We start from the raw sequence: 25144 nt of genomic DNA, 5'->3' as shown, positions 1-25144 counted from the left end.
GCCGCCTACGATGGACGGGTGCTGCTCGCGATCGACACCTCCGCCGGGACCTCCGTCGCCGTCGTCGACCCGGCCACCGGCCAGGCCCTCGCGACCCGCGACACCGAGGACAGCCGCCGGCACGCCGAGGTGATCGGCCCCTTCCTCGCCGAGACCCTCGCCGAGGCCGGCATCACCGGAGCCGACGTCACCGGCGTCGTCGCCGGCATGGGCCCGGGCCCCTTCACCGGCCTGCGCGTCGGAATCGCCGCCGCCCGCACCTTCGCCGCCGCTCGCGGCGTCCCCGTCCTGCCCCTCGTCAGCCACGACGCCGTCGCCCTCGACCAGCGGGACTCGGGGATCGCCGGTCCGTTCGTCGTCCTCACGGACGCCCGCCGCCGCGAGGTCTACTGGAGCGCCTACGACGCCGACGGCGTCCGCGTGGCCGGCCCCGGACTCGCCAAGCCCGCCGATCTCGACGACGCGATCCGCGCCTCCCGGCCCGCAGCGGTGCGCTGGGACCGCGTGACGGTTGCGTCCATCCCGGCCTGGAGGCTCGGCTCGCTCGCCGCGGACCGGCTCGCGTCCGGTGCGGCGTTCGACCAGGACACGCCCCTGTACCTGCGCGACCCCGACGTCACGGTGCCGGGTGCGCCGAAGCGGGTGAAGCAGTGACCCTGCCGGACGGGCTCCGCCTGCGGCGGGCACACCCGCAGGACCTCGACGACATCATGTGGCTCGAGCACGTCTCGTTCCCGACGGACGCCTGGTCGGCTTCGCAGATGTCCGGCGAGCTGTACTCACCGCACGGGTACTACGTCGTGATCGAGACGGTCGACGACACGTCCGCGCCGCTGGTCGTCGGGTACGCCGGGCTCTCGTCGCTCGCGGGCAACCCGGTCGCCGACGTGCAGACCATCGCCGTCGCCGCGGACCAGCGCGGCAAGGGGCTCGGGAGGGTCCTGTTCACGGAACTGCTTGACGAAGCGCAGCGCCGCGGTGTGCGCGAGGTGTTCCTCGAGGTGCGCGCGGACAACCCCGTGGCACAGGCGATGTACACGGCGTTCGGGTTCGAGCACATCGCGACCCGGCCGCGCTACTACCAACCGGACGGCGTCGACGCGTGGGTGATGCGGGCGGAACTGCCCGGCCCGGACGCCGAGCGGTCGTCCGGCGTCGGACCCATCGGACAGGAGGCCCTCGGTGAGCGCGACTGAACCACTGGTGCTCGGCATCGAGACCAGCTGCGACGAGACGGGCGTCGGCATCGTGCGGGGGAGCACCCTGCTGGCGAACGTGATCGCCTCGAGCATGGACGAGCACGCGCGCTACGGCGGGGTCGTGCCCGAGGTCGCCGCACGGGCCCACCTCGAGGCGATGACCCCGACGCTGCACGAGGCGCTCGAGCGTGCCGGCGTCACCCTCGACGAACTCGACGCCGTCGCAGTGACCGCCGGGCCGGGCCTGGCGGGGGCGCTCATGGTCGGGGTGGGCGCGGCGAAGGCGCTCGCCGTGGCCACGGGCAAGCCCCTGTACGGCGTGAACCACCTGGTCGGGCACGTCGGCGCCGACGTGCTGCGCGAGGACGGCAGTGAGATCGAGCTGCCGACGATCGCGCTGCTGGTCTCCGGTGGCCACACGTCGCTGCTGCTGGTGCGGGACCTGGTCGGCGACGTCGAACTGCTCGGCGAGACGATCGACGACGCGGCGGGCGAGGCGTTCGACAAGGTCGCGCGGCTGCTCGGCCTGCCCTACCCCGGCGGCCCGCAGATCGACCGTGCGGCGGCTGAGGGCGACCCGACGGCGATCCGGTTCCCCCGGGGACTGACGCTGCCGAAGGACATGGCCGCGCACCGGTACGACTTCTCGTTCTCGGGGCTCAAGACCGCCGTCGCACGGTGGGTCGAGCGCTGCCGCGACGAGGGCCGCGAGGTGCCGGTGGCCGACGTCGCCGCGAGCTTCCGCGAAGCCGTCGTCGACGTCCTGCTGACCAAGGCCCTGAACGCGTGCCGCGACACCGGCGTCGACCGGCTGCTGCTCGGTGGCGGGGTCGTCGCGAACGCCCGACTGCGACAGGTCGCCGAGGAGCGCTGCGCGGCCGCGGGCGTGCGGCTCCGGATCCCGCCGTTCGACCTGTGCACGGACAACGGCGCGATGATCGCCGCCGTCGGCGCCCGACTCGTGGCCGAGGGGCACGCGCCGAGCGACCTCGGCATCGCCGCCGACTCGACCCTGCCGGTGACGACCGTCCAGGTCTGACCAGTTCGGCCCCGGTCCTTCTTCGGGAGCCTGTGGGAGGATTCACACGGGCGTCGGAGAGACCGGACGCCCGAGAGGGGTGGACGGTGTCCGATCAGAACGAGTGGCCGAAGCCGGGCGAGACGCCGAACGGCCCGGCGAACGGACAGCCCGACGGCACGCCCGCCCCGGACGCCCCGCAGGCTCCTGACGCACCGCAGGCGCCGTCGGCCCCGGAAGCGCCCCAGAACCCGTACGGCCAGCAGCAGGACCCGTACGCGGCCCCACAGCAGCAGAACCCGTACGGCGCTCCGCAGCAGCCGCAGAACCCGTACGGTCAGCAGCAGCAGAACGCGTACGGGCAGCAGCAGAACCCCTACGCGGCACCGCAGGCTTCGTCGAACCCGTACGGGCAGCAGCAGCAGCAGCAGAACGCGTACGGCGCCCCGCAGAACCCGTACGGCCAGCAGCAGAACCCGTACGCGCAGCAGCAGAACCCGTATGCGCAGCAGCAGCAGCCCTACGCGTCGAACCCGTACACGTACCAGCCCTACGCGCAGCGCCCGAAGACGAACGTCCTGTCGATCCTGTCGATCGTCTTCGCGTTCGGCGGCATCATCATCTGGCCGCTCATCATCCTGACGAGCCCGGCCGGCGCGATCATGGGCCACATCGCCCTCGGCAAGATCAAGCAGACCGGCGAGGGTGGCCGCGGCCTGGCGCTCGCCGGCATCATCGGTGGCTGGATCCTGACGGGCCTGTTCATCCTGATCGTCGCCCTGGTGTGGATCTCGATCGCGAACGCGTCGGACTACTCCGACTACTCCGACTACAGCTCGAACTCCGGCGCCTTCGTCAGCTGACGCAGCCGCTGACGCTGACGCTGCCGCTGGCGCGCTCGCAGCACCGCACGCGGCCCCCGGCCGTCAGCCGACCGTGTCGGTGAGCCGCTCGCACAGGATCGCCGTGTGGCGTCCCTCCAGGCGGGTGAGCACGAGCGTGACGCGACCCGATCCGCGCAACCGCAGCCGTTTGCGGAACTGCGCCGGGTCGACGTCGACGCCGCGCTTCTTGATCTCGACGGTGCCGATGCCGTCGGCGGCGAGCCGTGCGGCCAGTCGCTTGACGTCGAGCGGCATCGTGTCGAGCACCCGGAAACCCTGCGCGAAGGGGGTCGTGACGGCGCGGTCGGACGTGACGTAGGCGATGCCCTCGGACAGCATGTGCCCGTCGAGGCCTCGTGCCAGGTCGCCGATCAGCCGTGCGCGGATCACGGCGCCGTCGGGCTCGTACAGGTAGGCACCGAGCGGTCCGACCTCGGCGTCGTCGGCGTCGGCCGCTCCGGTCATCTCGGCGATGCCGTGTGCACCGATGACGGTCGCAGCGCGGCGGATCCCGGGGCGGGCGAGGGGGCCGAACCACAGGGCGAGCTCCACGACCTCGCGGTCGACGGAGGTCCACTGCGCCTCGGCGGTGTCCGGGATCAGGTCGCGGTCGATGCCCGGTCCGAGCTTCACGCCGGTCGGCGTCGTCGTCGCCGCGGCGAACACGGTGTCGAGCGAGGGCGACCAGTCGTCGGGGTCGGCGAGCCGGCGGGTGTCCGAGTGGCCGGAGGTGCGTCGTGCGGGGTCCATCCACACGCCGTCCACCGAGGACAGGTCGAAGGACGCGGCATCACCGAGCTCCACCCGCGCGTTCGGCCAGACCGCGAGGTTGTGGGTCGCGACGGCCGCCGTCACCTCGTCACGGTCGACGGCGGTGACGTCGAGGTCGAGCGCCGCCATCGCCATGGCGTCCCCGCCGATGCCGCAGCCGAGGTCGGCGACCCGGGTCAGGCCGGCCGCGGCGAAGCGTCCGGCGTGCTGGGCCGCGACCTGCAGCCGGGTGGCCTGCTCGAGCCCGGCCTCGGTGAAGAGCATGCGGGAGGCGAAGTCGCCGAACTTGCTACGGGCCTTCAGCCGCAGTTTCGCCTGGGTCAGCACCGCGGCGACCAGCCGGGGATCGTGTCCCTCGGCGCGCAGCCGGGACACCACGCGGACGATCTCGCCACCGTCGGAGACACCCGGGGTACGGTCGAGCAGGGCCATCCCGTCGGAGGTCAGCAGTGCGGTGAGTTCGGCGGCGTCCATGCGTCGATCCTCGCAGGTGCTGCGTGTTCTCCGGATGTGCTGGCACTCGGATTGACCGAGTGCCAGAGGCCCCCTAGAGTTGGCGTTGGCACTCTCCTGTGCGAAGTGCCAACCCGGTTTTCATCTGTACCGAGTCCGTACCGAGAAAGAAGAGGTCACCGTGGCCGTCAGCATCAAGCCGCTCGAGGATCGCATCGTCATCCGCCAGGTCGAGGCGGAGCAGACCACCGCTTCCGGTCTGGTCATCCCCGACACCGCGAAGGAGAAGCCCCAGGAGGGCGAGGTCGTCGCCGTGGGTCCGGGTCGCATCGACGACAACGGCAACCGCGTCCCGCTCGACGTCGCCGTGGGTGACAAGGTCATCTACTCCAAGTACGGCGGAACCGAGGTCAAGTACTCGGGCGAGGACCTGCTGGTCCTGTCGGCCCGCGATGTCCTCGCGGTCATCGTTCACTGAGTCGAGTACTCACCACGGACGCCCCGTCCGGCCTTCGGGCCGACGGGGCGTTCGTGCGTCCGGGGCCGGTCACCCGGGTGCGCCGGTCCTGATCGGTCCGCTATCACCTCGCCTGGAGGCCCGGTGCGCGTCCCACGCGTCGGCGGTCGTTCCTAGGATGGTTCCGTGAGTGAACCGAGTCCGGCGCGACCCGTCCGCAGCGAGGCATCCGTCGGCGTGGTGCAGGCCATCGTGGCCTACGGGCTCTGGGGGCTGATGCCGCTGCTCTTCGCGGCCATGGCCCCCGCGGCGGCGTTCGAGATCGTGTCGTGGCGGATCGTCTTCGGCCTGGTGTTCTGCGCGGTGGCGATCGCGGTGACCCGGTCGTGGCTCCGCACCCGCACCCTGATGGCCCAGCGCCGTGTGATGCTCGTGATGGGGCTCGCCGCCGTCCTGATCCTGGTCAACTGGACCGTCTACGTCCTCGCGACGACCACCGGCCACACCGTCGAGGCCGCGCTCGGCTACTTCATCAACCCGCTCGTCACCATCGCGCTCGGCGTCGTGGTCCTGCGCGAACGCCTGCGTCCGGCGCAGTGGGCGGCCGTCGGGCTGAGCGTCGTGGCGGTCGTCGTCATCGCGATCGGCTACGGGCAGATGCCGTGGATCTCGCTGGCCCTGGCGTTCTCGTTCGGACTGTACGGCCTGGTGAAGAAGCGGGTCGGCGGCACCGTGGACGCCCTGAGCGGCCTGACGATCGAGACCGTGTGGCTGCTGCCGATCGCGGTCGTGGCGCTGGTAGTGCTCGGTGTGACCGGGCTCGGTGGCGGCGTGACGTTCACGAGCGAGGGCTGGGGGCACGCGGTCATCACGGTGCTGACCGGGCCGGCGACCGCGGTGCCGCTGCTGCTCTTCGCGTCGTCGGCACGCCGGGTGAGCCTGTCGACGCTCGGGCTGACCCAGTACCTGGCGCCCGTGATGCAGCTGCTCGTCGGGGTGCTCGTGCAGCACGAGGAGATGTCGGCCGGACGCTGGTTCGGCTTCGGCATCGTGTGGCTCGCGCTCGTGGTGCTGACGGCGGACTCGTTCGCCGCCGCGCGGGCGTCCCGTCGCCGGGCGCTCGCACCCACCCAGGCCGAGCCGGTCTGACGGACGCACCACGGGCCTCCAGGCCGACGCCAAAGCGACAGGCCCCCACGGAAGTTCCGTGGGGGCCTGTCGCTTTCGCGAGCGGTGCTGGGCTGAGCCCTACTTCTTCACCGCACCCTGGATGGCGCTCTGGTAGACGGGCTTGTTGTCGCCGTCGAACTTGTAGATGCCGATGTAAGCGGCCGACGGGTCGTTGTTCTCGTCGAACGGACCGATGCCGGACGGGCCGGTGTAGTGGATGTCCTTGCCGTCGTCCAGGAGCGTCTTGCACTCCTTGAACGTGGCGCACTCGGTGCCGCCGTCAGCACCCGACACCGCAGCCATGTTGGCCTGGATGGTGCCGGAGTCGGTGCCCTTGCCCTTCACCGCGGCGAGGGCGGCGAGGACGGTGGCGTCGTAGGACTCCGCCGCGTACGAGTAGTCGGCGAGCGTCTTGCCCGACGAGTCCTTGTAGAACGCAGCGAGCTGCTTCTTGAAGTCGTCCTTCGGCGAGGCACCGGGGATGGTGCCCTGGGCACCGGTCAGGGTGCCCTTGTCGAAGTCCTTCGAGTAGTCCGCCGTGTTGCCGTCGGACATGTAGATCTTCGCCTCGTTGCCCTGCGAGACGAGCTCCGGGATGATCGACTTCGTCTCGTCGAAGGCCAAGACGACGATCGCGTCGGGCTTCGCGGCCAGGGCCGCGGTCACCTCGGACGAGAACGTGGTCTGGCCGGGCGGGAACTCCTGGCCCTCACCCTTGCCGCCGTAGACGACCTGGCCGCCCGACGCCTCGACCGCAGCCTGCACCGAGTTGCGGAGGCCGGTGCCGTACGTGTCGTTGAAGACCAGGAAGGCGACCTTCGCGTTGCCGTCACCGGTCACGAGCTGGCCGAGCGCGGAACCCTGCACCGAGTCCGGCGGTGCGGTCCGGTAGTAGTACGACGAGTAGCCGGAGAGGTCGGTCGCGGTGTTCGCGGGCGAGATCTCGACGATGCAGTTGCTCGTCAGCTGGTCGATGACGTTCAGCGTGACCGACGAGGACTCGGCACCGATCGCGACCGGCACCTTCGCGTTGACGAGCTTCGTCGCGGCCGAGCTCGACACGGTCATGTCGTTGCTGTCGCCGGAGTCGGTCGCCGGGTCGATCGTGACGTCCTTGTCGAGGACGCCGCCCGCGGCGTTGATGTCCTTGACGGCCAGGCCGACACCGGACTCGGCCGGCGGGTTGAGGTAGGCCAGCGAACCGGTCAGGGGCAGGATCGTGCCGATCTTCAGCGCGTCCGTACCGGGGGTGTCCGGGGCCTTGCAGCTGGCGGCGGGATCCTTCTTCGCATCGCTCGACGCCGAGCTCGAGGGGGAAGCACTGCCGGTGGTGGAACACGCGGCGAGGAGGACGGCTGCTGCGCCCGCCAACGCCAGTGCCGCGGTGGCACGGGTGGTTCTGATCATCCGTGGAGCCCTTTCTCTGCGCGGAGGCTGTGCCGCTTCGGGTGAATGCGACGCCTCCACTGGATGTCGAGAAACGTAGGGTCCATGTGTTTCGCCCGTGTGACGGGGCGGTACGCAAAGGTGTTTCGTTACCGAGCCGTGACGTTCCTGTGCGCAGGGACAGGGATCGGCGCAGGAGCGACGGTGCCGTCGTGGCGACCCGACCTGCGCCAGGCGGATGGTCCGGCAGGGCGCCCGGGAGGCCCGGCGTACGTTCCGCCGCATGAGCGACTTCCAGCCCACCACAGCCATCGTCACCGGTTCCGAATCCGGGATCGGCCGTGCGACCGCCGTCGCACTCGCCGAAGCCGGCATGGACGTCGGCATCACCTACCTGTCCGAACCCGACCGTGCCGAGGAGACCGCGGAGGAGGTGCGGAAGACCGGCCGTCGGGCCTTCGTCGAGCAGATCGACGTCTCCGACCTCGCCGGGGCGGCCGCCGTCGTCGACCGTCTCGTCTCGCAGCTGGGTGGCGTCGACGTCTTCGTGGCCGACGCCGGCACCGGCGACAACGCCCCGTTCCTCGAGATGACCCTCGACCAGTGGCGCCACACGGTGTCGACCGACCTCGACGGGGCCTTCGTCACGATGCAGGCCGCCGCGAAGCACATGGTGCAGGCCGGCACCGGCGGCCGGATCATCGGCATCACGAGCGTGCACGAGCACCAGCCCCGCTACGGCTCGAGCGCCTACGACGCCGCGAAGCACGGGCTCGGCGGCCTGCTGAAGACCATGGCGATCGAGCTCGCCGAACACGGCATCACCGTGAACGCCGTCGCCCCCGGCGAGATCGCCACCCGGATGACCGGCGCAGAGGACGAGGACCCGCACACCATCGACCGCCCCGGTGTGCCGCTCGGCCGTCCGGGCAACGCGTGGGAGATCGCGGCCGCCGTGGCGTTCCTGGCCTCGCGTGCGTCGTCCTACATCACCGGGGTCTCCCTGCCGGTGGACGGCGGGATGCTGCAGATGGGCCCGCACGGCGGCTCGCACATCACGTCGAACGACTGGCGTTCGGCGTAGCGGCTCGGCCGGCGGCCCGGCCAGCCGGCCGGTCGCCGCGTCGGTCAGCTTTGCGTGGCGGTCTCTTCGTCGAGTTCGGCCTGGGGGGGGAAGACGCCGTCGTGTTCCTTCGACGCCGCGGTGCTTGCGAGACGCCGCTGTATTCGGCGGCGTTTCGAGGACTTGGCGGCGTCCAACCCACACGATGGCGTCTTGCGCTCTCCGCCGGCCGCTGCTCACGAGTCCGGCTGGCGACGTGCGCTGATCGGCTCAGCACGGAACAAGGGGAGCCCGGCAGCCGACAGCACCGCAGCCAACGCTCGTGCATCCGCGGCCTCCCGCATCGTCCACCGCGCGAACCCGCGTACCTCGGGCAGCCGACGGAGCGCGTCCTCACGGTTCTTCTCGTCCCAGAGGGCTCGGGGGTCGTCGTACTTCAGGCGACCGTCGAACTCTCCGATCACGCCGGCGTCGGGCCACCAGAAGTCCGTTCTGAACCTGCCGCGCGGCGTCTCGAACTCGTGCTGCAACTCCGGAGCAGGAATCCCGAGGAGATGGGCGGTGACGCGGCTGATCGACTCCCCAGGGGATTCGGCTCGCGCGTCGGCGAAGGCGATCGCCGCGGCGGCCTGTCGGCATCCGCGCACGCGTCCGAGGGCTTCGAGTGCGCCGGCGAGTCCTTCACGGCGGAGCATTTCGAACCGGAGCACGTGGTCGAGGACGACGACGGCGTGTGTGAACGACTGCCGACGTGCGATGTCGAGGACCGTCCGCTCGAGGGACGTCGTCGGGATCCCGTCGACCACCACGCGCTCACTGTTCCGGATCCGCCCCGTGTGACGGACGACGCCCCGACCGGTGTGCGTCTTGTCGAGCCGGATGTCGATCACGTGCAACCGCCAGTCGGCAGCGTCGAAGTCGGGCAACCCCCAGAGCGCCGCGGCCGAGGTCCCCGAGACGACGCACTCGGACGCCAAGGCCCCGTACCGTGCGCGGACGAACAGGCGCCGGCGTTCCAGGAGTGAGAGCGCCTCCCACTCCGGACGTTCGACGGCGGCGCCGTGGAACAGACGCACCGGTTCGTGCAGGGCCGACGGGACACGGACCAGGACGGTCTGGGCGAGCGTGTTCATGCCCGCAGCCTGGAACGCGACCACGGTGCGAGGTGACTCGCGCGCCGGACCGGTGGAGAGCCTCCAGGCCGTCGCCGCTTGTGGAGGAGTCGCAAGACGCCGTCGTCTCCGCCCCGCGCCCGGAAAGCATTGAGACGCCGCCGACTTCGGCGGCGTCTCAACGACACGACGGCGTCTTGCGGACCAGAACCGGTCCGGAGCGGGGGCGTCTGGTCGAGTGCTGCTAGCTGCGGTAGTTCGGCGCCTCGACGACCATCTGGACGTCGTGCGGGTGGGACTCCTTGAGCCCCGCCGCCGTGATGCGGACGAACTTGCCACGGGCCTTCAGCTCGGGGATCGTGCGACCGCCGACGTAGAACATCGACTGCCGCAGCCCACCGGTGAGCTGGTAGACGACGTTGCCGACCGAACCGCGGTAGGGCACCTGGCCCTCGATGCCCTCGGGGATGAGCTTGTCGTCGTTCGGCACGTCCGCCTGGAAGTAGCGGTCCTTCGAGTACGAGGTCTTCTTGCCGCGGGTCTGCAGGGCCCCGAGGGACCCCATGCCGCGGTACGCCTTGAACTGCTTGCCACCCACGAACACCAGGTCACCGGGGGACTCGTCGGTGCCGGCGAGCAGCGAGCCGAGCATGACGGTGTCGGCACCGGCCACCAGGGCCTTCGCGATGTCGCCCGAGTACTGCAGGCCACCGTCGGCGATGATCGGCACACCGGCTTCACGTGCGGCGAGGGAGGCCTCGTACACGGCGGTCACCTGCGGCACACCGACACCGGCGACGACGCGCGTGGTGCAGATGGAGCCCGGTCCGACACCGACCTTGACGGCGTCCACACCGGCGTCGATGAGCGCCTGGGCGCCCGCGCGGGTGGCGACGTTGCCGCCGATGACGTCGATCGCGTCGAACGTCGGGTCGGCCTTGAGGCGGCGGACCATGTCGAGCACGCCTTCGCTCTCACCGTTGGCGGTGTCGACGACGAGCACGTCGACGCCGGCGTCACGCAGGGCCTCGGCACGCTGCCAGGCGTCGCCGAAGAAGCCGATCGCGGCACCGACGCGGAGCCGGCCCTCGTCGTCCTTCGTGGCGTCGGGGTACTGCTCGCTCTTGTCGAAGTCCTTGACGGTGATGAGGCCGCGGAGCTTGCCGTCGGCGTCGACCAGCGGCAGCTTCTCGATCTTGTGCTGCGCGAAGATGGCGATCGCCTCTTCGGGGTCGATGCCCTCCATCGCGGTGATCAGCGGGGCCTTCGTCATGACGTCGCGCACGTACGTGGTGGCCTGCTCGAACGTGGCCACGAAGCGCATGTCGCGGTTCGTGATGATGCCCACGAGGGTGCCGTCCTGCTCGACGACCGGCAGGCCGGACACACGGAACTGGCCGCAGAGCGCGTCGACCTCGGCCACGGTGGCGTCCGGAGTGGTGGTCACCGGGTTGGTGATCATGCCCGACTCGGAGCGCTTGACCTTGTCGACGTAGGCAGCCTGGTCCTCGATGGACAGGTTGCGGTGCAGGATCCCGATGCCGCCCTGGCGCGCCATGGCGATGGCCATGCGGGCTTCGGTGACGGTGTCCATCGCGGCGGAGAGCAGCGGGACGTTGACGGAGATCCGCTTGGTGAGCCGGGACGCCGTGGACGCCTCGCTCGGGATGACGTCGGTGTGCCCGGGCAGCAGCATGACGTCGTCGTACGTGAGTCCGATGAATCCGAACGGATCCGGCTGGTCCATGGGTCCCCTTCGTGGGCGAGTGAAGTGTCGAGACACCGGGAACACGACGACGGGTTCCGGATAGGACATGGTAACGCGAGCGGCTGTCGCCGCATTCCGCCTGGAGGCACGGATCGCGCCCGCCTCGGAGCATTCCTCCACAACGTCACAGTTCGGGTACGAATCACACAGGGAACGTGTTGGAAACACGGGTGTCACAAAATCCCCATAGGTTCCTCGTCATCCGAACGAGAGGCTCTTCCGTGGGATCCATCACTCCTCCGGGACGGGCGCAGCCGCGCCTGTTCCGCCTCCGCCACGCACGACGACGACCGGTCCTCGCGGCCGTGCTCGTCGCCGCGTTCCTGGCGACCTTCCTGATCGACTGGGCGGTCACCCTGCCGGCCTTCAGTGCCACCTCGGCACCGGCCACCAGCCAGGCGTGCACCGTCAGCCCCGACAACGGGTGCATCCAGGGCACGATCACCGACTCCGAGCGTGAACCGGCCGAGGGCGTCGACGTCGACGTGACCGGCCCGAGCGGCTTCGACCAGACGGCCACGACGAACGACGACGGCCGCTGGTCCGTCAGCGTCGACACGGCCGGCGAGTACACCGTGAGCGTCGACCAGGGCACCCTGCCGAAGGGTCAGTACCTGACGAACGCCGCCGACGCCGAGCGCAAGGTGCAGGCCACCCTGAACGCCAACGTCGGGCAGATCTTCCAGCTGTCCGACCAGAAGGGCGCCACGACCTCGACGGACTCGTCGGGCGTGAGCATCCAGCGGGCCTGGCAGCAGTTCGCCTCCGGTCTCCGGCTCGGGCTGCTCATCGCACTGGCGTCGATCGGGCTCTCGCTCATCTACGGCACGACGGGGCTGTCGAGCTTCTCGCACGGTGAGCAGGTCACCCTCGGCGGTCTGCTGGCGTACGTGTTCGCCAACCAGCTCGGCTGGAACATCTGGGTCACCGGCATCGTCGTCACGCTGTTGTGCGCCGCGACCGGGTACCTGCAGGACGCCGCGATCTGGCGCCCACTCCGGCGACGGCGCATCAGCCTGACACAGCTCATGATCGTGACGATCGGTCTGTCGATCGCCGCCCAGTACGCGTTCCAGTACTTCTTCGGAGCCTCGACGGTCCGCATCCAGCAGGGCAACCCGGAGACCGTGCGGTTCGCCGGCGTCACCCTGACGGTGCAGTCCTACGTCGCCATGGGGATCGCGCTCGTGGTCCTCGTCGCGACCGGGCTCTTCCTGGCGAAGACGCGCTTCGGCCGGGCGACCCGCGCCGTGTCGGACAACCCGGCGCTCGCCGCGGCCTCCGGCATCGACGTCGACCGGGTGATCCGCTTCGTGTGGACGCTCGCCGCCGGCCTCGCGGGACTCTCCGGTGTGATGCTCGGACTCGTCCTGAACGGCGTGAACTGGCAGACCGGGCTCCAGCTGCTCCTGCTCATGTTCGCCTCGGTCACGCTCGGCGGCCTCGGCACCGCGTACGGCGCCCTGGTCGGCTCGATGATCATCGGCGTCGTCGTGGAGCTCACGAACCTGGTGCTCCCCGGTGACTTCAAGTACGCCACCGCCCTCGTCATCCTCATCCTCATCCTGCTGTTCCGGCCGCAGGGCATCTTCGGCCGCGCCGAGCGGATCGGCTAAGGGAGCACGCGCATGGACTACATCCTCAACCTGCTGTCCTCGCTCACCCAGGAGGCACTCGCCCCGACCACGGCGGCGTTCGCGCTGGCCGCGATCGGCCTGAACGTGCACTTCGGGCTCACCGGCCTCGTGAACATGGGCCAGGCGGCGTTCCTGCTGCTCGGCGCCTACGGCTTCGCGATCTCGATCACCAACGGACTGCCGTTCGTGATGGCGGTCCTCATCGCCCTGCTGGTCGCGATCGTGTTCGCGATCATCCTCGGCATCCCGACCCTGCGGTTGCGCGGCGACTACCTGGCGATCGTCACGATCTCCGGCGCCGAGATCATCCGCATGGTGGGCCGCTCGAGCTTGCTCACCTCGACCACGGGTGGCTCGAACGGCATCACCGGGTCGAGCTACCGCGACCCGTTCACCGCCCTCAGCCCGCTGCCCGACGGCACCACCACGATCCTGTGGTTCACGTACGCGAACAACGGCGTCAACGGCTGGTGGATCCGCATCGCGGCGTGGGCCATGGTCGCCCTGTTCACCCTGGTGCTCTTCCTGCTCATGCGCAGCCCGTGGGGCCGCGTGGTGAAGGCCATCCGCGAGGACGAGGACGCCGTCCGCTCGCTCGGCAAGAACGTCTACTCGTACAAGATGCAGGCGCTCGTGTTCGGTGGGGCGCTCGGTGCGATCGCGGGCATCATCTACGTGCTGCCGAGTTCGGTGCAACCGGACGCCATGGGCCGCTCGATGACGTTCTTCATCTGGACGGCGCTCATCCTCGGTGGTGCGGCGACGGTGTTCGGACCGGTGCTCGGAGCCGTGCTCTTCTTCGTCGTCCGGCTCTTCATCCGCACGCTGGCCGGCGACTTCATCCCCGACTCGATCATGAACGCGCAGCAGGCCGAGCAGTTCTCGTACGTGCTCGTCGGCGTCGCGCTCATGCTGCTCATCGTGTTCCGTCCACAGGGGTTGCTCGGCAACAAGAAGGAGCTGACGTTCAGTGTCTGAGACCTACGGCCACCCCAAGGCCGACCCGATCCTCACCGTCGACGACGTCACCCGCCGCTTCGGGGGCATGACCGCCGTGGACGTCGACCACCTCGAGGTCCAGCGCGGCTCCATCACCGCCCTGATCGGCCCGAACGGCGCCGGCAAGACCACGTTCTTCAACCTGCTCACCGGGTTCGACAAGCCGAGCCCGGGTGCGAAGACGCAGTTCAACGGCGCCACGCTGCAGAAGACGAGCGCGACGCACATCGCGAACAAGGGCATGGTCCGCACCTTCCAGCTGACCAAGGCGCTGTCCCGGCTCACCGTGATGCAGAACATGCTGCTCGGTGCCCGCGACCAGCCCGGCGAGAACTTCTTCGCCGCCCTGGTCAAGCCGGTGTGGGCGAAGCGGGAGCGCGAGATCACGGCCAAGGCCGAGGACCTGCTCGCCCGGTTCAAGCTCGACACCAAGGCCGACGACTACGCCGGTTCGTTGTCCGGCGGGCAGCGCAAGCTGCTCGAGATGGCCCGGGCGCTGATGTCCGACCCGACGATGATCATGCTCGACGAGCCGATGGCCGGCGTGAACCCCGCGCTCACCCAGTCGCTCCTCGGGCACATCCAGTCCCTGCGCGACGACGGCATGACCGTGCTGTTCGTCGAGCACGACATGCACATGGTCCGGCACATCTCGGACTGGGTGGTCGTGATGGCCGAGGGCAAGGTCGTCGCCGAGGGCCCGGCAGACACGGTGATGGACGACCAGGCCGTGATCGACGCCTACCTCGGTGCGCACCACGACACCGACCTGGGTGACGACTCGCTCCTCACCGAGGAGACCTTCGAGGAACTGGCGGAGGAAGTCGCCGAAGAGGACGCAGCAGAGGAGACGACCCGATGACGGACGCAACGGACCCCACGAACGCGAGCAGTGCCTCCAGTCCGTCCCCGGCGGCCACGCTGGAACGCGAGCCGGTGCTCAGCGCGAAGAACCTCGTCGCCGGCTACCTGCCGGGCGTGAACATCCTGAACGGCTGCGACCTGGACTGCTACCCGGGCGAGCTCATCGGCATCATCGGGCCGAACGGTGCGGGCAAGTCGACGCTCCTGAAGGCGCTGTTCGGGCTCGTGTCCATCCGCGAGGGTTCGGTGACCCTGCAGGGGGACGACATCACGAATCTCAAGGCGAACAAGCTCGTGCAGGCCGGTGTCGGCTTCGTACCACAGACGAACAATGTGTTCCCCTCGCTGTCCATCGAGGAGAACCTGCAGATGGGGCTGTACCTGCGGCCCCGGAAGTTCGCCGAGCGGCTCGAGGTCATCTACGACCTGTTCCCGGTCCTCGCGCAGCGGCGGAACCAGCGGGCCGGATCGCTCTCGGGTGGTGAGCGGCAGTCCGTCGCGATGGCCCGTGCGCTGATGATGGACCCGAAGGTGCTGCTGCTCGACGAGCCGAGCGCCGGACTGTCCCCCGTGCGCCAGGACGAGACGTTCCTGCGGACCCGCCGGATCAACAAGGCCGGTGTGTCGATCATCATGGTGGAGCAGAACGCGCGACGCTGTCTGCAGATCTGCGATCGTGGGTACGTGCTCGACCAGGGGAAGAACGCGTACTCGGGCACCGGGAAGGAACTCGCTGACGACCCCAAGGTCATCGAGCTCTACCTGGGGACGCTCGCCAAGGACGTCGACGCACAGCGCTAGCGCTGTCGTCGGCTACGGGTACCGCTGTGGGGGTGGTATCCGTGACGGGTGGGGCCGTGCGTGGTCGCTTCGCGCCGCACGGCCCCGCTCCTGTACCCGGCCAGGAGGCGCGGCTCGCCCCTGGTTGCATGGCTGTGGTCGCATGACGCCGTCGTGTTTCGTCGACGCCGCGGTCCCGTCGAGACGCCTCGGATTCGGCGGCGTCTCGACGGCGTGGCGGTGTCCTGCGCTGACGACGGCGTCTTCGGCTGACGACGGCGTCGCCCGTCGTACCCGGCCAGGAGGCGCGGCTCGCCCCGCGCGGGTCGGTATCGTTCCGCGGGTGCGCACCTCCGGACCCCTCGTGCTCGACGCCCTCGTCTGGCTCGTGTTCATCGCGCTCTTCGTCGGGGCCGCGTTGCTCGTCAAGGTCGCGGCCGCGCTGCTCGTCGTCCTCGTGGTGCTCGCGCTCCTGCTCGGCTTCGTGCTGCGGGCGCTCCGGAAGCGCCGACGGGCCCCGCGGCGTCCGCGCTGACGGCTGCGTGGTGACGTCCCCGCCCGCACCGTCCGGCCCGTGCACGCCGCAGAGCCCGCCCGGTAGGCTGTCCGAGTGAGCGAAGTCGAGATCGGTGCAGGCAAGCGCGGACGTCGGGCGTACGCGTTCGACGACATCGCGGTGGTCCCCTCCAGGCGGACGCGTGACCCGCGCGACGTCAGCGTGCAGTGGTCGATCGACGCGTTCACGTTCGCGTCGCCGATCCTGTCGGCGCCGATGGACTCCGTGTCCTCGCCGGCGACGGTCATCCAGATGGGCAAGCTCGGCATCCTCGGTGTGCTCGACCTCGAAGGTCTGTGGACCCGCTACGAGGACCCGACCCCGTACTACGACGAGATCAAGTCGCTCACCGACGGCAACGTCACGAAGCGCATGCAGGAGATCTACTCCGAGCCGATCAAGGCCGAGCTGATCACCGCACGCCTGGCCGAGATCCGCGCAGCCGGAGTGCCGGTCGCCGGTTCGCTCAGCCCGCAGCGCACCCAGGAGTTCTCGAAGACGGTCGTCGACGCCGGTGTCGACCTGTTCGTCATCCGCGGCACCACGGTCTCCGCCGAGCACGTCTCCCAGACCGAGGAACCCCTCAACCTCAAGAAGTTCATCTACGAGCTCGACGTCCCGGTGATCGTGGGCGGTGCCTCGACGTACACGTCGGCGCTGCACCTCATGCGCACCGGTGCCGCCGGTGTGCTCGTCGGCTTCGGTGGCGGCGCAGCGTCGACCACCCGCGCCGCGCTCGGCATCCACGCCCCGATGGCGACCGCCGTCGCGGACGTCGCCGGTGCCCGTCGTGACTACCTCGACGAGTCGGGCGGCCGGTACGTGCACGTCATCGCCGACGGCGGGCTCGACACCGCGGGCGACATCGTCAAGGCCATCGCCGTTGGTGCCGACGCCGTCATGCTCGGCACCGCGCTCGCCCGCGCGACCGAGGCCCCGGGTGGCGGCTACCACTGGGGTGCCGAGGCGCACCACCCCGAGCTGCCCCGCGGCCGCCGGGTCGAGGTGGGCACGATCGCCCCGCTCGAGAACGTCCTGAACGGTCCGACGCCGACCCACGACGGCCGCGCGAACCTGGTCGGTGCCCTCCGCCGCTCGATGGCGACGACGGGATACTCCGACGCCAAGGAGTTCCAGCGAGTAGAAGTGGTCGTGGCGCCGTACCACCAGTGACGGTGGCACCCGGGCACGAACCCGGGTGACGCCACGGCGCCGACCGTGACCCGGAGGCGACGATGGCCAAGTCCAGCACGACGAAGCAGACCAGCACGGCCGGACGTCCGCGTGACGTCGCGCCCGGCGTGGGGTTCGACCCCGCGGCGAAGCTCGGGCCGGACGAACGTGCGGCCGCGATCGAGACGCTGAAGACCAAGGAGCTCGACGTCCTGGTCGTCGGCGGCGGCATCGTCGGTGCGGGCAGCGCGCTCGACGCCGTGACCCGCGGTCTGAGCGTCGGCATCGTCGAGGCCCGCGACTGGGGCTCGGGGACGTCGAGCCGTTCGTCGAAGCTCGTGCACGGCGGCATCCGCTACCTCGAGCAGCTCAACTTCGCACTCGTCCGCGAGGCCCTCATCGAGCGCGGCCTGCTGCTCCAGCGCATCGCCCCGCACCTGGTGAAGCCCGTGCGCTTCCTCTACCCGCTCAACCACCGGGTCTGGGAGCGCTTCTACATCGGGATCGGCATGGCGATGTACGACGTGTTCAGCTGGTCCGGCGGCCGTCCGCCCGGCGTCCCGCACCACCGGCACCTCAGCCGGAAGCAGGTGCTCAGGAACATGCCCGGGCTCAAGAAGGACGCCTTCGTCGGCGGCATGACCTACTACGACGCCCAGGTCGACGACGCCCGCTACGTCGCGTCGCTCGTGCGCACCGCGGCCTCGTACGGCGCCGAGGCAGCGAGTCGCGTCCGCATCGAGGGATTCATCAAGGTCGGGGAGCGCGTGGTCGGCGCGCAGGCCCACGACATCCAGACCGGCGAGCGGTTCGAGATCCGCGCGAAGCAGGTCGTCAACGCCACCGGTGTCTGGACCGACGACACCCAGGCGATGATCGGCACCCGGGGCCAGTTCAAGGTGCGGGCGTCGAAGGGCGTCCACCTCGTCATCCCCCGTGACCGGTTCCAGTCGAACACGGGCATGATCCTGCGCACCGAGAAGAGCGTGCTCTTCGTCATCCCGTGGGGCCGGCACTGGCTCGTCGGCACGACCGACACCGACTGGTACCTCGACAAGGCGCACCCTGCAGCGACCGCGGCGGACATCGACTACATCCTCGAGCACGTCAACAAGGTGCTCGCCGTCCCGCTCACCCGCGAGGACGTCGAGGGCGTCTACGCCGGCCTCCGCCCGCTGCTGGCGGGGGAGTCCGACCAGACCTCGCAGCTCAGCCGCGAGCACGTCGTCGCGCACACCGTCCCGGGCCTCGTCGTGGTCGCCGGCGGCAAGTGGACCACCTACCGGGTGATGGGCAAGGACGCCATCGACGAGGCCGTCGCGGCCATGGACGGCAGGATCCCCGAGTCCACGACCGAGGACATCCCGCTCCTCGGCGCCGAGGGCTACCCCGCCGCGTGGAACCGACGCGCCCGCACCGCACGGAGCTTCAACGTGCACAAGGTCCGCATCGAGCACCTGCTCAACCGGTACGGCACCCTCGCAACCGAGGTGCTGCAGCTCGTCGAGCAGGACCCCGCGCTCGCCGAGCCGCTGCCGGGGGCCGACGACTACATCGGCGCCGAGGTCGTCTACGCCGCCTCGCACGAGGGCGCCCTGCACCTGGAGGACGTCCTCGCCCGTCGTACCCGCATCTCCATCGAAGCCTGGGACCGCGGCGAGTCAGCAGCGCCCGTCGCCGCGAAGCTCATGGCGGACGTGCTCGGGTGGGACCAGGAGACGACCGAGCACGAGGTCGCGAACTACCTGAAGCGCGTCGCCGCCGAGCGGGAGTCGCAGCTGCAGCCCGACGACGAGAGCGCGGACCGCGTGCGGCTCGAGGCCCCGGACATCGCGTTCGGCTTCGACGAGGACGACGTGGTCGTGGGCGGCGGTCGCTCGGACGGCGCCGAGGGCGCGAAGGCGTCCGACGAGCAGGTGGTGGGGGAGAAGACGAGCGAGCCGGAGTAGCGAGGCCAGCAGACGCCGTCGTGTCGCCGAGACGCCGGCGTCTGCGGGTTGAACAAGGCGCCGTCGTGTCGTGTTGACGCCGTCTGGTCGTCGAGACGCCGCCCGATCCGGCGGCGTCTCGGTGTCGACGAGGCGTCTCGACAAGACGACGGCGTCTTGCGGAGTCCACCCGTGCCTCCAGACCGGAAGGACGGAAGACCGGACTGGAGGCCCGTGGTGCGTCCGTCAGGCGGCGTGCGCCCGCAGGGCGGCGCGGCGCACGTGCGCCGCCTGGCCGACCACGAGCACCACCGGGATCCCGATCAGCGCGACGAGGCTCGTCACGTACAGCACGCCCGACCAGATCGTGTGGGCACCGCCGCCGACCCCGTAGGCGTCCGCGACGTCCATGCCGAGGGCGATCGCCGCCACGAACGACATCGGCGTCCCCATCACGACGACGGCGAGCAGCACTGCCGCGATGACGTGCGCCCTCGCCCGGGTGATGAGCAGCAGGACCGACAGCCCCGCGGCGAACAGGACACCGACGACGGCGATCCCGATGACGGTCGCGATGTCCGCTCCGACCGCGAAGCCCTGCTCCGAGAGCTCGGCGTGGATCTCCGCCAGGGTCGCACCGGGGACCGCGGCGAGCGGGTCCAACACCAGTGCGTTCACCGCCAGCAGTGATGCGTACAGCGTCACGACCAGCACCCCGACGACGGCCACGACGATCCGTGTTCTCCCCATCCACAGAACAGTAGCGGGAGGAATGCGCGGGACCACCGGGTGGTTAGCATGGGGGTACTCGAAGAGGGAGCCATCATGGTCGACGTCCATCGCGTCAAACTCCCCGGAGTCGGCGTGCTGCACAGCTTCTACACCGACGACGGTGGCAAGTGCGGTGTCATCACGCACCGGTCGGGGCACTCCGACCTCATCTCGTTCGCCGACGTCTCCGACGGCGCGGACAAGTCCGAGAAGGTCTCGCTGCGTCTCAGCGAGGACGAAGCGCACACGCTCGCCGAACTGCTCGGCGGCACCCGGATCACCGAGGGCCTCGACAAGCTCGACGAGATCCCTGGATTGTCCATCGACTGGTTCTCCGTCGACTACGACGACGCCATCGCGGGCAAGCCACTCGGCGACCTGCACGACTCGGGCTTCATCGGCCTGACCGTCGTCGCCGTGGTCCGTGGCGACAGCGCCAACCCGGCGCCCTCGTCGGACTTCGTCGTCTTCCCCGGAGACACGATCGTCGTCGCCGGATCCCCCGAGAAGGTCGCCAAGGCGTTCTCCTTCTACCGCAGCGGAGAGCTTGCGGCCGCCTCGGCCGAGGCCCCGCGGAAGAGCTAGCGCATGCACCTGGGTGGTGAGCTGCTCACCATCGGTGTGCTCTTCGTCATCGCCTACGTCCTGGGACGGCTGGGCAAGACCATCGGTCTGCCGGCCATCCCGATCTACATGGTGGTCGGACTCGTCGCGAGTCCGAACACGCCGTGGTTCGGGCTGAGCGTCGAGTCCCACACGATCGAGCTCATCGCGACGTTCGGGCTCATCCTGCTGCTGTTCAACCTCGGGCTCGAGTTCGACCAAGAGGAGTTCTACGGCAACGCCGGCAAGCTCCTGGTGTCCGGCGGCACCTACGTCGTCATCAACATGGGCGTCGGGTTCGCCTTCGGGTTCTCGCTCGGCTGGGGCACCCGCGAAGCCCTGATCATCGCCGGCATGACGGCGACGTCCTCGAGCGCCATCGTGACGAAGCTCCTCATCGAGCTCCGGCGCCTGGCGAACGACGAGACCCCGATGATCCTCGGCGTCACCGTGATCGAGGACGTCTTCATCGCCGTCTACCTGGCGATCGTCTCCGTCGTGCTGTCCGGCGACACCAACGTCTGGGCCGTCGTCGGCAAGTTGGCACTCGCGTTCGGGTTCCTCATCGTGATGTTCACGCTCGCGCGCTTCGCGGGCAAGTGGGTGTCGAAGATCTTCGCCACCCGTGACGACGAGCTGTTCACGGTGCTGTTCTTCGGACTCGCGGTCATGTTCGGCGGCATCGGCGACCTCCTCGGCGTGACCGACGCCATCGGTGCCTTCGTCATCGGCCTGCTCTGCGGAGCGACCCGGTACCGCGACCGCATCGAACAGCTCGCCCTGCCGATGCGCGACGTCTTCGCCGCGTTCTTCTTCGTCAACTTCGGGCTCGGCCTCGACCTGTCGACCTTCGGCGAGGTGCTCTGGCCCGTCCTCGGTGCCATCGGCATGACGGTCGTGCTCAACGCGGTCGCCGGCCAGATCGTCGCGCGGATGAACGGCTTCAACGTCCAGCAGGGCATCAACACCGCCGTCATCCTGGTGAACCGTGGCGAGTTCGCGCTGATCCTCGCGACCCTGTCGGCTGCCGCCGGGCTGGAGGCGCGGATCACCGCCTTCGCGGGCCTCTACGTCCTCTGCATGGCCGTCCTCGGGCCGCTGCTCGCGGTGAACTCGGACCGGATCGGCCGCCTCGTGGTGCGTCCGGGCCGGCTCATCCGCCTGCGCGGACGCCTGGGCGGCCGACGTGCCGTCGCCGCCGCAGCCGCTGCCGAGAGCGCCGAAGCGGCCGAGGCCGAGGCGGACGCCACCGCCGCGGCGCGGAAGGCCGAGCGGGACCGCCAGTTCGCCGAGGAGTTCGCGCTCGTCGAGGCGGCTGGCAGGGACGAGCGAGACAATGAGGGGTCCGACCCGACGTCCGCCCCCGTGACGTCGCCGGTCGAGATCCCCGCCGAGCGCCCCGAGCGCCCGGTCCGACAGCGCGATCCGGAGTACTGATACAGATGTGGGCCGTTGCCCGACGACCGAGGTGGATCGCGCTGCTGTTGCTGGCGCTCGTGCTGGCGGCGGTGTTCGCCGGGCTGGGCAAGTGGCAGCTGGAGCGGTCGATCGCCAACGGCAAGCCCCTGCCGGCGACCACCGAGACCCGCCGCACGCTCGAGGCGGTCACCACCCCCGAGCGCCCCGTCAGCGAGAGTCTCGCCGGGCAGAAGGTCACCGTCACCGGGACCTTCGTCGCCGACGACACCACCGTCCTGACCGGCCGCACCGGGGGTGGGAAGTACCAGACCGTCGGACACCTGGTGGACTCGGACGGTGGGGCGAGCCTCCCGGTCGTCATCGGGTGGTCCGACCAGCGGTCGGCCGCCGTCGACGGGGGCGAGCGCCTGGCGGACGGCCAGACGCTCACGATCCAGGGCCGCTACTACCCGGCGGAGTCGCCCGACCAGGACGCCTACAAGAAGGGTGAGTACTCCGCCGTCGCCCCCGCCCGGTTCGTGAACACCTGGCAGGCCTTCGACGACCGCATGTACCTCGGGTACGTCGTCGCCGACGGCACCACCGCGAAGGCCGCCGACCTCGGCACCATCGCCGACCGTGCACCGTCGCGCGAGGTCCAGTTCGACTGGCTCAACCTGTTCTACGCGATCGAGTGGGTCGTCTTCGCCGGCTTCGCCGTGTTCCTCTGGTACCGGTTCGTGAAGGACGCCTGGGAGCGCGAGCAGGAAGAGGAGCGCGAGGCAGCCCTCGCCACCGAAGCCGACGCGCTCCGACGGTAGGATTGCCGGCATGGCCCTGACCGTCCGAACCCGTGACATCCCCAAGATCCCGGGGGCGGTGAAGTGGTACCGCGTCTCGGCGTACATCACCGGTGTGCTGCTGCTCGCCCTGGTGGTCGAGGTCATCATCAAGTACACGCCGCTGCAGCTCGAGATGCAGCTCGGCAACGGTCCGTTCTTCGTGCCCAACGGCACGGCGGGCGAGACCCCGGGCACGTTCAACCTGTCGATCGCGATCCTCATCGCCCACGGCTGGCTGTACGTGCTCTACCTCTTCACGGACTTCCGTCTGTGGAGCATCATGCGCTGGAGGCCGTCGCGCTTCCTGCTCATCGCCCTCGGGGGCATCATCCCGTTCATGTCCTTCGTGGTCGAACACCGCATGCAGCAGCGGGCCATGGACACCTACCACGAGCTGATCGCTGCCCAGCAGCGTGAGAAGGAGGCCGCTCGGTGAGCGAGACCGAACAGCGTCCCGTCCTCGTCGTCGACTTCGGGGCCCAGTACGCGCAGCTCATCGCGCGTCGGGTCCGTGAAGCGAACGTCTACAGCGAGATCGTGCCGCACTCCATCACCGCGGACGAGGTCCGTGCCAAGGACCCGGCGGCCATCGTGCTGTCCGGTGGTCCGTCGTCCGTGTACGAAGAAGGCGCGCCGTCCCTCGACGGTGACATCCTCGACCTCGGCGTCCCCGTGCTCGGCATCTGCTACGGCTTCCAGGCCATGGCGACCGCCCTCGGTGGCGAGGTCGCGAACACCGGTCTGCGCGAGTACGGCGCCACCGACGTGACCCTCGCCCCCGGCACCAGCACCCTGCTCGGCGACCAGCCGGCGGACCAGGTGACGTGGATGTCGCACGGCGACTCCGTGGCCAAGGCACCGGCCGGGTTCGAGGTGCTCGCCTCGAGCGCATCGACGCCCGTCGCGGCGTTCGCGTCCGACGAGCGCAAGCTCTACGGCGTGCAGTGGCACCCCGAGGTCAAGCACTCCGTGTACGGCCAGGCCGTGCTCGAGAACTTCCTGCACCGTGCCGCGGGCCTGCCCGGCAACTGGAACTCCAGCAACGTCATCGAGGAGCAGGTCGCCCGCATCCGCGAGCAGGTCGGTTCCGCGCGGGTCATCGCCGGGCTCTCCGGTGGTGTGGACTCCGCCGTCGCCGCAGCCCTGGTGCACAAGGCCGTCGGCGACCAGCTGACCTGCGTCTTCGTCGACCACGGACTCCTGCGTGCCGACGAGCGGAAGCAGGTGGAAGAGGACTACGTCGCCTCCACCGGTGTCCGGCTCATCACGATCGACGCCGAGCAGCAGTTCCTCGACGCCCTCGCCGGCGTGAGCGACCCCGAGCAGAAGCGCAAGATCATCGGGCGCGAGTTCATCCGCACATTCGAGGGCGCGGCCGAGGCACTCGTGCTCGAGGCCAAGGCTTCCGACTCCGATGCCGAGGTCAAGTTCCTCGTGCAGGGCACGCTCTACCCCGACGTCGTCGAGTCCGGCGGAGGAGCAGGCACCGCCAACATCAAGTCGCACCACAACGTCGGCGGCCTGCCCGAGGACATGACGTTCGAGCTCGTCGAGCCGCTGCGCACCCTGTTCAAGGACGAGGTCCGTGCGGTCGGTCGCGAGCTCGGGCTGCCCGAGGTCATCGTCGGTCGCCAGCCGTTCCCCGGCCCTGGCCTGGGCATCCGCATCGTCGGCGAGGTCACGAAGGAGCGGCTCGAACTGCTCCGCGCGGCCGACAAGATCGCCCGCGAAGAGCTCACCGCGGCCGGTCTCGACCAGGAGATCTGGCAGTGCCCGGTCGTGCTGCTCGCCGACGTCCGCTCCGTGGGCGTGCAGGGCGACGGCCGGACCTACGGGCACCCGATCGTGCTCCGTCCGGTCTCGTCCGAGGACGCCATGACCGCCGACTGGACGCGTCTGCCGTACGACACCCTCGCGAAGATCTCGAACCGCATCACGAACGAGGTGCCCGACGTCAACCGGGTCGTGCTCGACGTCACGTCGAAGCCGCCGGGGACGATCGAGTGGGAGTAGGGCTCCCCTGAGCCACGAAGGCCCGGTACGCGTCACGCGTGCCGGGCCTTCGTGCGTCCGGTGGCGGCGCGCGAGTCGGTGCCGGGGTCGGTGCCGGAGTCGCACGAACTGCCGTCGGCCGGGACGTGTGACGGCAGTTCGCGCGACCCGGGCGCTGCGCGTGCGGCGTGTTGTGCGACCTCGGGCGGCTGGAGTTGTGGGCGTGGGTGCTGCCGGGGCCGTCGAGTGGTCACGACACCCCGCGGGCCCGGTGCCGAGGGGTCACGAACTGTCGGCTGGCCCCGGCCCGGGCGACGCTT

General features: G+C 69.9%; 24 protein-coding genes. 19 read left to right on the top strand and 5 right to left on the bottom strand.

Annotation, left to right across the window (positions count from 1 at the left end):
- The first annotated feature begins 18 nt into the window (after nt 1-18).
- The 4 genes from tsaB to DEJ05_RS17935 all read left to right on the top strand — a co-directional run bounded on the left by tsaB (nt 19) and on the right by DEJ05_RS17935 (nt 3080).
- Entirely contained in the window at nt 19-654 is a 636-nt protein-coding gene (tsaB, locus tag DEJ05_RS00205; protein WP_111028982.1) for a tRNA (adenosine(37)-N6)-threonylcarbamoyltransferase complex dimerization subunit type 1 TsaB, read from the top strand.
- The gene (gene rimI / locus DEJ05_RS00200) at nt 651-1196 is read left to right on the top strand and encodes a ribosomal protein S18-alanine N-acetyltransferase (RefSeq protein ID WP_111028983.1); all 546 of its coding nucleotides are present in this window, start codon (nt 651-653) and stop codon (nt 1194-1196) included. Before tsaB ends, rimI begins: the two co-directional genes overlap by 4 nt.
- The gene (tsaD, locus tag DEJ05_RS00195; protein ID WP_111023300.1) at nt 1183-2238 is read left to right on the top strand and encodes a tRNA (adenosine(37)-N6)-threonylcarbamoyltransferase complex transferase subunit TsaD; all 1056 of its coding nucleotides are present in this window, start codon (nt 1183-1185) and stop codon (nt 2236-2238) included. Before rimI ends, tsaD begins: the two co-directional genes overlap by 14 nt.
- Nucleotides 2239-2324: 86 nt before the next feature.
- Complete coding sequence (locus DEJ05_RS17935) at nt 2325-3080, top strand: DUF4190 domain-containing protein (RefSeq protein ID WP_181440615.1); 756 nt, start codon at nt 2325-2327, stop codon at nt 3078-3080.
- Between the two features lie 63 nt (nt 3081-3143).
- Here the strand turns inward: DEJ05_RS17935 and DEJ05_RS00185 are convergent, their stop codons facing one another.
- Nucleotides 3144-4346: a class I SAM-dependent methyltransferase gene (locus DEJ05_RS00185; RefSeq protein ID WP_111028986.1), complete on the bottom strand. Its 1203-nt coding sequence runs from the start codon at nt 4344-4346 to the stop codon at nt 3144-3146.
- 160 nt (nt 4347-4506) lie between these two features.
- Here DEJ05_RS00185 and groES point away from each other — a divergent pair, with 160 nt between their 5' ends.
- A complete protein-coding gene (gene groES / locus DEJ05_RS00180; protein ID WP_017885484.1) occupies nt 4507-4803 on the top strand; it encodes a co-chaperone GroES in 297 nt (98 codons plus the stop codon).
- Nucleotides 4804-4968: 165 nt separating this feature from the next.
- Nucleotides 4969-5931 carry an EamA family transporter RarD gene (rarD, locus tag DEJ05_RS00175; protein ID WP_071406138.1) on the top strand — a complete coding sequence of 321 codons (963 nt, stop codon included), beginning with the start codon at nt 4969-4971 and terminating at the stop codon, nt 5929-5931.
- 99 nt (nt 5932-6030) lie between these two features.
- Here rarD and DEJ05_RS00170 read toward each other — a convergent pair whose 3' ends face one another.
- Nucleotides 6031-7359 carry an ABC transporter substrate-binding protein gene (locus DEJ05_RS00170; protein WP_071404636.1) on the bottom strand — a complete coding sequence of 443 codons (1329 nt, stop codon included), beginning with the start codon at nt 7357-7359 and terminating at the stop codon, nt 6031-6033.
- Between the two features lie 262 nt (nt 7360-7621).
- On the opposite strand from DEJ05_RS00170, the gene DEJ05_RS00165 reads away from it, so the two are divergent.
- Entirely contained in the window at nt 7622-8422 is an 801-nt protein-coding gene (locus DEJ05_RS00165; RefSeq protein ID WP_071404637.1) for an SDR family oxidoreductase, read from the top strand.
- Nucleotides 8423-8637: 215 nt separating this feature from the next.
- Here DEJ05_RS00165 and DEJ05_RS00160 read toward each other — a convergent pair whose 3' ends face one another.
- Complete coding sequence (locus DEJ05_RS00160) at nt 8638-9534, bottom strand: hypothetical protein (RefSeq protein ID WP_146244985.1); 897 nt, start codon at nt 9532-9534, stop codon at nt 8638-8640.
- A gap of 223 nt (nt 9535-9757) precedes the next feature.
- Complete coding sequence (guaB, locus tag DEJ05_RS00155; RefSeq protein WP_071404638.1) at nt 9758-11260, bottom strand: IMP dehydrogenase; 1503 nt, start codon at nt 11258-11260, stop codon at nt 9758-9760.
- A gap of 326 nt (nt 11261-11586) precedes the next feature.
- Here guaB and DEJ05_RS00150 point away from each other — a divergent pair, with 326 nt between their 5' ends.
- The 7 genes from DEJ05_RS00150 (at nt 11587) to DEJ05_RS00120 (ending at nt 19239) form a co-directional block, all read left to right on the top strand.
- Nucleotides 11587-12897: a branched-chain amino acid ABC transporter permease gene (locus tag DEJ05_RS00150; RefSeq protein ID WP_111038505.1), complete on the top strand. Its 1311-nt coding sequence runs from the start codon at nt 11587-11589 to the stop codon at nt 12895-12897.
- Nucleotides 12898-12909: 12 nt separating this feature from the next.
- Entirely contained in the window at nt 12910-13896 is a 987-nt protein-coding gene (locus tag DEJ05_RS00145; RefSeq protein WP_027466698.1) for a branched-chain amino acid ABC transporter permease, read from the top strand.
- Nucleotides 13889-14779: an ABC transporter ATP-binding protein gene (locus tag DEJ05_RS00140; RefSeq protein ID WP_027466697.1), complete on the top strand. Its 891-nt coding sequence runs from the start codon at nt 13889-13891 to the stop codon at nt 14777-14779. The genes DEJ05_RS00145 and DEJ05_RS00140 overlap by 8 nt, the downstream gene beginning before the upstream one ends.
- The gene (locus DEJ05_RS00135) at nt 14776-15582 is read left to right on the top strand and encodes an ABC transporter ATP-binding protein (protein ID WP_027466696.1); all 807 of its coding nucleotides are present in this window, start codon (nt 14776-14778) and stop codon (nt 15580-15582) included. Before DEJ05_RS00140 ends, DEJ05_RS00135 begins: the two co-directional genes overlap by 4 nt.
- A gap of 322 nt (nt 15583-15904) precedes the next feature.
- Nucleotides 15905-16096, top strand: coding sequence for a hypothetical protein (locus DEJ05_RS00130; RefSeq protein WP_111109443.1), 192 nt, complete (start codon nt 15905-15907; stop codon nt 16094-16096).
- Between the two features lie 75 nt (nt 16097-16171).
- The gene (locus tag DEJ05_RS00125) at nt 16172-17290 is read left to right on the top strand and encodes a GuaB3 family IMP dehydrogenase-related protein (protein ID WP_027466694.1); all 1119 of its coding nucleotides are present in this window, start codon (nt 16172-16174) and stop codon (nt 17288-17290) included.
- A 62-nt stretch (nt 17291-17352) separates the two neighbouring features.
- The gene (locus tag DEJ05_RS00120) at nt 17353-19239 is read left to right on the top strand and encodes a glycerol-3-phosphate dehydrogenase/oxidase (protein ID WP_071245430.1); all 1887 of its coding nucleotides are present in this window, start codon (nt 17353-17355) and stop codon (nt 19237-19239) included.
- A 225-nt stretch (nt 19240-19464) separates the two neighbouring features.
- On the opposite strand, the gene DEJ05_RS00115 is transcribed toward DEJ05_RS00120, so the two are convergent.
- A complete protein-coding gene (locus DEJ05_RS00115) occupies nt 19465-19968 on the bottom strand; it encodes a hypothetical protein (RefSeq protein ID WP_146244984.1) in 504 nt (167 codons plus the stop codon).
- A gap of 75 nt (nt 19969-20043) precedes the next feature.
- Between DEJ05_RS00115 and DEJ05_RS00110 the strand changes: the two genes are divergently transcribed.
- The 5 genes from DEJ05_RS00110 to guaA are packed head-to-tail and all read left to right on the top strand — an operon-like array spanning nt 20044 to nt 24845.
- A complete protein-coding gene (locus DEJ05_RS00110; protein WP_017885470.1) occupies nt 20044-20574 on the top strand; it encodes a cation:proton antiporter regulatory subunit in 531 nt (176 codons plus the stop codon).
- A 3-nt stretch (nt 20575-20577) separates the two neighbouring features.
- On the top strand, nt 20578-22029 hold the full coding sequence (locus tag DEJ05_RS00105; protein ID WP_111028990.1) for a cation:proton antiporter: 1452 nt from the start codon (nt 20578-20580) through the stop codon (nt 22027-22029).
- Between the two features lie 47 nt (nt 22030-22076).
- Nucleotides 22077-22811 (top strand): SURF1 family cytochrome oxidase biogenesis protein, encoded by a 735-nt coding sequence (locus DEJ05_RS00100; protein ID WP_181437745.1) that lies wholly within the window; start codon nt 22077-22079, stop codon nt 22809-22811.
- Between the two features lie 10 nt (nt 22812-22821).
- A complete protein-coding gene (locus DEJ05_RS00095; protein WP_017885467.1) occupies nt 22822-23268 on the top strand; it encodes a DUF3817 domain-containing protein in 447 nt (148 codons plus the stop codon).
- Nucleotides 23265-24845, top strand: coding sequence for a glutamine-hydrolyzing GMP synthase (guaA, locus tag DEJ05_RS00090; RefSeq protein WP_111109442.1), 1581 nt, complete (start codon nt 23265-23267; stop codon nt 24843-24845). Before DEJ05_RS00095 ends, guaA begins: the two co-directional genes overlap by 4 nt.
- Nucleotides 24846-25144 lie beyond the last annotated feature (299 nt).

The sequence above is a fragment of the Curtobacterium sp. MCLR17_045 genome (assembly GCF_003234405.1).
Taxonomy (GTDB): domain Bacteria; phylum Actinomycetota; class Actinomycetes; order Actinomycetales; family Microbacteriaceae; genus Curtobacterium; species Curtobacterium flaccumfaciens.
This window is presented reverse-complemented; position numbering and strand designations above follow the sequence as displayed.

Excerpts from the sequence above, each read along its gene's own strand:
- DEJ05_RS00170 (WP_071404636.1), bottom strand. The coding sequence starts at position 7,359 with ATGATCAGAACCACCCGTGCCACCGCGGCACTGGCGTTGGCGGGCGCA.
- DEJ05_RS00120 (WP_071245430.1), top strand. The coding sequence starts at position 17,353 with ATGGCCAAGTCCAGCACGACGAAGCAGACCAGCACGGCCGGACGTCCG.
- DEJ05_RS00160 (WP_146244985.1), bottom strand. The coding sequence starts at position 9,534 with ATGAACACGCTCGCCCAGACCGTCCTGGTCCGTGTCCCGTCGGCCCTG.
- DEJ05_RS00110 (WP_017885470.1), top strand. The coding sequence starts at position 20,044 with ATGGTCGACGTCCATCGCGTCAAACTCCCCGGAGTCGGCGTGCTGCAC.
- guaB (WP_071404638.1), bottom strand. The coding sequence starts at position 11,260 with ATGGACCAGCCGGATCCGTTCGGATTCATCGGACTCACGTACGACGAC.
- DEJ05_RS00145 (WP_027466698.1), top strand. The coding sequence starts at position 12,910 with ATGGACTACATCCTCAACCTGCTGTCCTCGCTCACCCAGGAGGCACTC.
- DEJ05_RS00185 (WP_111028986.1), bottom strand. The coding sequence starts at position 4,346 with ATGGACGCCGCCGAACTCACCGCACTGCTGACCTCCGACGGGATGGCC.
- DEJ05_RS00105 (WP_111028990.1), top strand. The coding sequence starts at position 20,578 with ATGCACCTGGGTGGTGAGCTGCTCACCATCGGTGTGCTCTTCGTCATC.
- DEJ05_RS00115 (WP_146244984.1), bottom strand. The coding sequence starts at position 19,968 with ATGGGGAGAACACGGATCGTCGTGGCCGTCGTCGGGGTGCTGGTCGTG.
- DEJ05_RS00135 (WP_027466696.1), top strand. The coding sequence starts at position 14,776 with ATGACGGACGCAACGGACCCCACGAACGCGAGCAGTGCCTCCAGTCCG.
- DEJ05_RS00095 (WP_017885467.1), top strand. The coding sequence starts at position 22,822 with ATGGCCCTGACCGTCCGAACCCGTGACATCCCCAAGATCCCGGGGGCG.
- DEJ05_RS00165 (WP_071404637.1), top strand. The coding sequence starts at position 7,622 with ATGAGCGACTTCCAGCCCACCACAGCCATCGTCACCGGTTCCGAATCC.